Consider the following 7854-nt stretch of genomic DNA (forward strand, 5'->3'; position numbering starts at 1 on the left):
ACTATATGTATGCGCCAGTTTCCAGGCTCTCTTTAACTTACTATAGAAGCGATCAATCTTTGTGTCCTCTGTGTCTGGAGTGGTTCCTTCCACTCCCAGTATTTACACCTATTTTGTTAAGATATATTGCGGATACCCTGAACTTTAGTAAAGAAAGGAGCTAAATCACCTAGTATTGCGTCCTTTTCAGTGAACAGTGAACAGTGATCAGTAACCAGTGATCAGTAACCAGTAACCAGTGACCAGTGAAAAGACATCAGGAAAGTGCTATTTAAAACTACTCACTTAATACTTCTTACTTAAAACTCAAATCTCATAACTGATGACTGATAACTGATAACTGATAACTGATAACTGATAACTGATAACTGATAACTGATAACTGATAACTGATAACTGCCCTAATAACTTTTAAATTTTTAACTTTAAGCAAATGCGTAATAGCGGACTCCTATCAAAAACCAAAGTCAAACTGAAACGGAAAAAAACGCTCACCTCGCCGACGCGGCCAGCGCCGAATAAATTACAGAATAAAATCAAAGATAAAGAGCGTCTAGTCGGTCGTCAGCGTCAGTCATGGCTAATTATGGGCTTAATTAGCATTGTCCTGCTAGGAGGAGTTGGCTCACGCTTGGCCTATTTACAACTGCAGCAAGGACAAATTAACCGAGAAAGGGCAGAAAATAACCGGATTCGCATTCTTCCCAAACCCCCAGTCCGGGGCAACTTATTCGATCGCAATGGCAAAGTTTTGGCTACGGCCCGCCTAACCCATGCAGCCTATATTTGGCCCAAATCCCAGCGTAATCCCGCCCAAAAACTCAATCTTGACCGTTTAGCCACTATTTTAGGCATTCCCAGAAGCGACCTAGAAAAACGCATTAACGAAGCGGACGAAAACCCCTCCACCCTGATCCGCATCGCTAGGGGTTTAACTCCGGCCCAAATTATCGCCCTAGAGGAATACAAAGACGAATTAACCGGCATTGAAGTGGACGTGGAATCAGTGCGCTACTACCCCAATGGTAAAATCGGGGCCCATATTCTCGGTTATACTGGGGAACTAACCCCGGAGGAATATCAAGCCAAAAGACGACAGGGCTACCGATTGGGAGATGTCGTCGGTAAAATGGGTGTAGAAGCCGCCTACGAGTCAAAATTGCGGGGAGAATGGGGAGGAATGCAGTTAGAGGTCAACGGATCGGGACAAGTAATCCAAATTCTCGGCCAAAAAATTGCTAAACCGGGGCAAGATGTCACCCTGACACTAGATTTAAAACTCCAAAAAGCCGCCGAGGCCGCTTTAGGAAAACGCAAAGGTGCGATCGTGGCGATCGATCCCCGGGATGGTTCTGTGCGGGCCATGGTCAGTTATCCTAGTTTTGATCCCAATGTTTTCTCGGCCCCAATTACCACCGCCACTTGGAAAAAACTGCAAGCGGAGGGCAACCCGTTTGTTAACCGCGCTCTCCAAGGATTCCCCCCCGCTTCCACCTTTAAAGTCGTCACTGCCACTGCTGGCATGGAATCGGGTAAATTTCCGCCAAATACGGTCTTAAATACCTTTGCCGCCCTTTATGTGGGGGGGACAGCTTTTGGAGAATGGAATCACGCCGGTTTTGGTCCGATCGGTTTTGTCCGGGCCATGGCCATGAGTAGTAACACTTTTCACGGTCAAATTGGTCGCGGAGTGGGGGGACCGGCTTTAATTGCCATGGCCCGGCGCTACGGTTTCGGTCAGAAAACCGGGATAGAATTAGCGGAAGAAACTCCGGGGTTAATTGCCGATCGCGATTGGAAGCTGCGTAATTTTAAAAACTGGGATTGGTCCGTAGGGGATACGATTAATATGTCGATCGGTCAAGGATTTACCCTCGCAACTCCCCTACAGGTAGCTGTGATGTTTGCTGTCCCCGCTAACGGTGGTTTTTTGGTGAAACCGCACCTTTTACAGGATGCCCGGGATGTTAAGGAATGGCGCAAGTCTTTGAACATGAAACCTAGCACCCTAGACACCCTGAGAAAGTCCCTGAGAGCCGTGGTAGCGGAAGGAACGGGGCGGGCCCTATCAGACCCCGCTTTACCGCCTGTAGCGGGCAAAAGCGGCACAGCAGAAGCACCTCCGGGCAAGTCCCACGCTTGGTTTGGAGCTTTCGCACCCTTCGACGTAGCTCAGGGTAAACCCTTCGACAAGCCCGAAATTGTCGTGGTCGCCTTTGCGGAACATTCCGGCGGTGGTGGTGGTAAAGTGGCCGCACCTATGGTACGTCAGGTAATGGAGGCTTATTTTAATGTCAAACCCAAAGAAGAAAAACCCCGGCCGAAGCCTTAGAGACCTGTGGCGGTAAGTGGCACACAGCGTACGGTAATTCCCGTCGCCGTGGCGATTTTTTCCGCCCAAATTGCCAATATTTCAGCGTTTACGGGTTTGAGAATTTGCATTCCGTCGGCAGCGGTGAGGGGATTATTACCCCGGGTTTCTAATTGTCTTTGTCTTGCCCGGGGACGGGTCGGGGTGTTAAGTTGAATTTCATCCGGTTGTAGCTGTTGCATCAAATCGATATACTGGTCTTGATCTTGGGGCGACCAAGAGGCCAGCACCATGGTTTGAATTGCTAGTTTTCCCGACCATTCTTGGCGAAATTGTCTTAATCCCGACCAACAACTCTGCCAATCCAGGCCGGGGACTGGACGGTTAACCCGTCGCCATTGGGCCTCGGAAACAGCATCAATTTTAGCGGCGACGATATCGGCTCTGCTCAACTCTTGACGCACTTGGGCATCTCCCAAAAGGGTACTATTGGTTAAGACCGCCACCGGCCGCTCGGTTATTTCCTTGACGGTGGCCAGTATTTCCCCTAAATTGAGGGCGAGGGTGGGTTCCCCGCTACCACTGAGAGTGACTATATCCACGTCCCAAGGAGCAAAAGCGCTTAAATCCCTGCTAATTTGTTCGCTGGTGATAAAAATTCTTCGCTGCTCGGTTTTTTGCTCAATTTCTCCTAACTGACAATAGGCACAGTTAAAGGAACAGGTAGAAACTAAACCAATCGGATCGATGCCCAAGGAACTGCCGAAACGCCAAGAGGCAACCGGGCCATATACGGAGCAGAAATAATCTTGGCGAGCAGTCATCGAACCTACCCAAAAAATACGGAGAGGGAGGGATTCGAACCCTCGGTACGGTCTTACGATTCGTACAACAGATTAGCAATCTGCCGCATTCGACCACTCTGCCACCTCTCCAAGATGACATTATCTTAGTCTAACATGAAAGGCCGATTTTTGGCAAGTAATTTTTGGGCGGTTAATCGCCTAAACGACCATCCTCCATGTTGACAATGCGATCAGCGATGTCGAGAATCCGGTTATCGTGGGTGACGAGTAAAATCGTGCAACCTTGTTCTTTTGCCAATTTCTGCATGATTTCCACCACATCGCGCCCGGATTGTTTATCTAAGGCCGCGGTCGGTTCATCGGCGAGGACTAATTTGGGATGACTGACGAGGGCGCGAGCGATCGCCACCCGTTGTTTTTGTCCCCCCGATAGATCGTGGGGATAATAATCAACGCGGTCCCCTAAACCCACCGATTCCAAAATTGCCGTGGCTTTTTGATCGAGATCTTGTTCTAAAAACTCCTCGTGCAGTTCCAAAGACATCCTAACGTTTTGTTTCGCTGTCAGGAATTTTAGTAAATTATGTGCTTGAAAAATATAGCCAATTTGTCGGCGAATTTTCAGCATTTTGCCCTTACTAATTCCTAACATTTCTTGGCCGAGAATTTTTAAACTGCCCGCTTGTGCCGATCGCAAACCTCCCATTAAACTCAATAAAGTGGTTTTCCCCGATCCCGAAGGACCAGTCATAATCACTACTTCCCCCGCTTTAATTTCCAGATCGATATCGTATAAAACCTGTTTTTTTAATTCCCCCGTGCCAAAATAGTAATTTAAGCCTTTAATGGCAATTACGGGTTCATTAGGGCTAAAATCCCCTAATTCTCGCTCTTTTTGAAAAATCAGCATTATTTCACCCTTGATAGCTTAAAAAATATCGGCTGGATCTGCTGTCCTTAATTTCCCCATGGCGACAATTCCAGAGGCAATACACATAATAATTGTCAGGATTAAAACTTCGATCGCCCTAGCGGTAGTCATCACTATGGGTAAAAGTGTAGCGGAGGAAGCGAGATGATAAACACCGAGAGAGACGATAAACCCGGGTATATACCCCAAAACCGCTAGTAATAAGGCCTCTTGCATCAAAACCCCGACTAAATACCAATCACCGTAACCCATAGCTTTTAGGGTAGCGTATTCGGGTAAGTGATCGGTGACATCGGAATAGAGAATTTGATAGACAATGACGATACCGACGATAAAACCGACTACTGTACCTAAACCAAAGATAAAACCAATGGCTGTACCATTTGCCCAATAGGTTTTTTCCCTTTCAGCAAATTCTTTTAAAGTAAGGACAATTACTTCATTTTTAGGAAAAAGTGCCTGTAAATTGACCTTAACTGCTTCGATATTTGCCCCCGCTTGCAGTTTCACCAGTCCTATATCGATTTCGTGGGGTTGACGTTCGGGAAAGAGCCTTAAAAAGGTAGAATCACTGGTAATGACGTTACTATCGGCAGCAAAGGAGGCACCAAGGGTAAAAATTCCCGCTACCTGTACCTCTTTTTTATTTAACTGAACTGTCAAATCGGGGTTTTTCTGGAGTAAATCGGCAATTGGACCGAATTCTGGCCTACCAGCTTGATCGTACAAGACGCGATTTAACATCTTTAGATCACTAGATTTTTGATTGACTTCTGGGAGAGTAAAAACCCGTTGACTGGGATCAAAACCAAAGACTAAAGTAGTTCTTTCTAGGGCAGTTTCGGGATTGCGCCACTGGGCCGAAGCAATATAAACTGGGGCTAAAGATTGAATGCCCTCGACTCTTTTAGCTTGGTACAAGCGATCGCGTGAGAAACTTTTCACGGCAAAGAGGGTATCGAATTGGGGATTAATCAGGACTAAATCCGCATCGAGGACATAATGGGGTTTAACGGAAGCATCAAATAAGGCATCCCGAAACCCCAACTGTGTGAAAATTAGGAAGTCAGCAAAGGCAATCCCGGCAATAGCTACAATCAAACGGGTTTTCTCTCGCGTCACCTGTAACCAAGATAGGGGCGTTTTTTTGAATAGATGGGTTAGTTTCATTGGGTGTTGGGTGTTGGGGTTTTGGGGTGTTGGGGTTTTGGGGTGTTGGGGTGTTGGGGTTTTATTTGAAATTCCCCACTTCCCCACTTCCCCACTTCCCCTAAAACCTACTGATTAATAGTTACAGTTACTTGGGAATTGGTTAAACCTGCCACTTTTTCACTGTTTTTGCGATCTAAGGCAATGCGGACAGAGATAACTTTGCGATCGAAGTTTTCTCCCGGTTGATTGCTGAAGATATTTTGTTGGTCAACTTTTAAAGCAATTAAGCGCACTTTTCCGCTAACTTCGCCCTTAAACGCCGATCCGGTAATCGTGGCAGTTTGTCCCTTGCGAATTTTGCCGATATCGCTTTGATAGATTTCGGCAATTACTTCCATGCGCTCGGTTTCAGCGAGGTCAACAATTCCTTGATCGCTGATTTGTTCCCCGATACGGGTATTGACTTTAATCACTTTGCCGGTAATTGGCGATCGAATATAAGCCTGATTTAACTCGGTTTGGGCCTTTTTAACGGCAACTAGGGCAGCATTTACCTCCGCTTCGGCTGCCCGCACATCGACTCCCCGCACTTCCGAGACTTGATTTAAAGTGGATCTGGCCTCTTTGAGCTGCTGTTGACCGGTGGATTCAATCCGGGCTAGGGTAGTCTTGGCTTCTTGTATCTGTTGTTTACCGGTGCTTTCAATTCTCTCTAGGGTAACTTTTGCTTCTGTTAGTTGTTGATTACTGGTTTCTAAATTTAGTCTTTTAGTATCAAAACTAGAGGCGGAAATTGCCCCTTCTTGATAGAGTTTTTCGTAGCGATCAAATTCAGCTTTGGCATTGCGATATTCTGCTTCTAATTTGCCAATTGTCGCTTTTTGGGCAGCCCTATCCCCTTCTAATTGCGCTGTTAATCTTTGGATAGTTGTCCGTTGGTTTGCTTGATCCCCTACCCATTGTGCTTCGATTTTTCGCACGTTAGCGGCATTAGCATCGATTTCACCGACTTTTGCCCCAGCTTTAACCTGTTCTAGTTTGGCTGCGGCTACTTTCACCTGTTCTTGTGCCTGTCGCAGGTTATCCTCTAATCTTTCCTGACTTTCGAGAATGGCGATTATTTGTCCCGTTTTGACGCTATCTCCTTCATCGACTAATAATTGCATGACTCGATCGGAATCAAGCAACATCGGGGCAGATATGCTGATAATTTCTGTCCTCGGTTCAATTCTGCCTAAAGCGGTGATTTTTTGCGGTACGGGCGACGCAATTACAGGGGTTTTGGTTTCGGGTTTGCTGGCGAATTGGGAAAGACTATAAAAGGTGGTTATTCCTAATAATCCTGTGCCTAATACTATTAACCCGATTATTAACTTTTGATTTGGTTTTACAAAAGTTTTACCTTTCATACTTTTTTAGTTAATAAGTGATTGTTGGGGGTTAACAGTTTTTCTGCAAATAAGTAGTAAGAATTTTACCTAATAATTCCATTTGTTCATTGATCGCAATCTGTTCATTGCACCACAGGCGCTCTAATATCAGTCCATTAATAACGCTGACAACTAACCAAGCTACACTCGGATCGCTAATACCTAAAATCTCGATTACTGCCTGATGATAGCGGCGATCAACGCGCTCAAAAAATTGACTACGACGCAGTTCTTCTCGTCCTTGATATTGAGAATAATCAATCGATAAGAATAATTGTTTGATGCAGGAATCCTCGCGATTAGTCATAAATTTTCCGAGAATTTTTAGCTTTTCTATCAGGGTTTTTCCTCGATCAATCTCGGCTTTAGCTAATAAAACATCCTGCCGGCACATCTCCTCGACTAATTGCTCGAAAAGTGCCGCTTTACTGGGAAAGTAGTGGTACAGCGTTCCCGTGGACACTCCCAATCCTTGCGCTAATTCTCTCGTCGTCATGTCAGCATAGCCTTTCTCGGCAAAGAGTTCGGCACTTTTTAAGAGGAGTTCTTTTCGGTATTGTTCTACATCTACTATCTTAGGCATAAGTTTAATATCGAACGTTCGTTATATTTTAGCTTAACATTACTATAAATGGGGAAATCGGCTGTCCCTTTGCCTGTATGCTAGAAAGAGGAGCTAATTCGTTATTGAGCGAGCTTTTTCGCAAGGATTGACAGTATGGGTAATATTCACGAGCAGTTATTAGAGGAATTAGCCGAAGTGGAGTGGAGTGACTTAATCCCCCATGCTCAAAGGGATGCGCTGATTCTGGTTTCCGATTCCCTCAATTTAATCGAAGTGGCAGAAGCGATCGCTGGTGATCAGGTTGCTCAAGTGCAGAATTGGATCGGGGAAAAACTACTGGAAAAACCGACACAAGAGCAGTTAAGCGATTGGAATTCCCATCCCGATAACCTTTTTAATACACTAATCGTGCAACCTTTTGTGTTAATTCAGACCATAGCTTAGATAAAACCAAACCCCCCAATCTGGTGAGATTGAGGGGTTAGAAAGAATAATCCTGGCATCGAGCTATTGTCCCAGTCGGCAACCCGACAAGTATCTTGGCCACGGTGAAGTTTCACAACCGAGTTCGGGATGGAATCGGAGTGGTGCCATCACGTTAAAGACACCAGGAAGGGTAGAACCCTCAAGACTGCAAAAGCTAGGAAAAAAGTGGTGAA

At 45.7% G+C, this 7854-nt stretch carries 7 protein-coding genes, 1 tRNA gene and 1 rRNA gene; 2 read left to right on the forward strand and 7 right to left on the reverse strand.

Annotated elements, in window-relative coordinates:
* Window positions 1–433: 433 nt before the first annotated feature.
* Window positions 434–2332 carry a penicillin-binding protein 2 gene (gene mrdA, locus IM485_RS16555; RefSeq protein ID WP_287744401.1) on the forward strand — a complete coding sequence of 633 codons (1899 nt, stop codon included), beginning with the start codon at window positions 434–436 and terminating at the stop codon, window positions 2330–2332.
* Here the strand turns inward: mrdA and IM485_RS16560 are convergent.
* The 6 genes from IM485_RS16560 to IM485_RS16585 all read right to left on the reverse strand — a co-directional run bounded on the left by IM485_RS16560 (window position 2329) and on the right by IM485_RS16585 (window position 7213).
* Window positions 2329–3135, reverse strand: coding sequence for a radical SAM protein (locus IM485_RS16560; protein WP_287744404.1), 807 nt, complete (start codon window positions 3133–3135; stop codon window positions 2329–2331). The two genes, mrdA and IM485_RS16560, sit on opposite strands and share 4 nt — an antisense overlap.
* A gap of 19 nt (window positions 3136–3154) precedes the next feature.
* Window positions 3155–3246 (reverse strand) — tRNA-Ser (locus IM485_RS16565).
* Between the two features lie 61 nt (window positions 3247–3307).
* Complete coding sequence (locus IM485_RS16570; protein WP_287744406.1) at window positions 3308–4027, reverse strand: DevA family ABC transporter ATP-binding protein; 720 nt, start codon at window positions 4025–4027, stop codon at window positions 3308–3310.
* A gap of 18 nt (window positions 4028–4045) precedes the next feature.
* A complete protein-coding gene (gene devC / locus IM485_RS16575) occupies window positions 4046–5218 on the reverse strand; it encodes an ABC transporter permease DevC (protein ID WP_287744409.1) in 1173 nt (390 codons plus the stop codon).
* A 107-nt stretch (window positions 5219–5325) separates the two neighbouring features.
* Complete coding sequence (locus IM485_RS16580) at window positions 5326–6609, reverse strand: HlyD family efflux transporter periplasmic adaptor subunit (RefSeq protein WP_287744412.1); 1284 nt, start codon at window positions 6607–6609, stop codon at window positions 5326–5328.
* A gap of 31 nt (window positions 6610–6640) precedes the next feature.
* Window positions 6641–7213: a TetR/AcrR family transcriptional regulator gene (locus tag IM485_RS16585; protein WP_104398177.1), complete on the reverse strand. Its 573-nt coding sequence runs from the start codon at window positions 7211–7213 to the stop codon at window positions 6641–6643.
* Window positions 7214–7348: 135 nt separating this feature from the next.
* Here IM485_RS16585 and IM485_RS16590 point away from each other — a divergent pair, with 135 nt between their 5' ends.
* Complete coding sequence (locus tag IM485_RS16590) at window positions 7349–7639, forward strand: DUF2288 domain-containing protein (protein ID WP_002745388.1); 291 nt, start codon at window positions 7349–7351, stop codon at window positions 7637–7639.
* A gap of 50 nt (window positions 7640–7689) precedes the next feature.
* Here the strand turns inward: IM485_RS16590 and rrf are convergent.
* Window positions 7690–7807, reverse strand: a 5S ribosomal RNA gene (gene rrf / locus IM485_RS16595).
* Window positions 7808–7854 lie beyond the last annotated feature (47 nt).

This window comes from Microcystis sp. M169S2 (genome assembly GCF_020245865.1).
Taxonomy (GTDB): Bacteria; Cyanobacteriota; Cyanobacteriia; order Cyanobacteriales; family Microcystaceae; genus Microcystis; species Microcystis ichthyoblabe_A.

What these genes read in the sequence shown, in the direction of transcription:
- mrdA (WP_287744401.1), top strand. Translation starts at nt 434, where the DNA reads ATGCGTAATAGCGGACTCCTATCAAAAACCAAAGTCAAACTGAAACGG.
- IM485_RS16560 (WP_287744404.1), bottom strand. Translation starts at nt 3,135, where the DNA reads ATGACTGCTCGCCAAGATTATTTCTGCTCCGTATATGGCCCGGTTGCC.
- IM485_RS16570 (WP_287744406.1), bottom strand. Translation starts at nt 4,027, where the DNA reads ATGCTGATTTTTCAAAAAGAGCGAGAATTAGGGGATTTTAGCCCTAAT.
- devC (WP_287744409.1), bottom strand. Translation starts at nt 5,218, where the DNA reads ATGAAACTAACCCATCTATTCAAAAAAACGCCCCTATCTTGGTTACAG.
- IM485_RS16580 (WP_287744412.1), bottom strand. Translation starts at nt 6,609, where the DNA reads ATGAAAGGTAAAACTTTTGTAAAACCAAATCAAAAGTTAATAATCGGG.
- IM485_RS16585 (WP_104398177.1), bottom strand. Translation starts at nt 7,213, where the DNA reads ATGCCTAAGATAGTAGATGTAGAACAATACCGAAAAGAACTCCTCTTA.
- IM485_RS16590 (WP_002745388.1), top strand. Translation starts at nt 7,349, where the DNA reads ATGGGTAATATTCACGAGCAGTTATTAGAGGAATTAGCCGAAGTGGAG.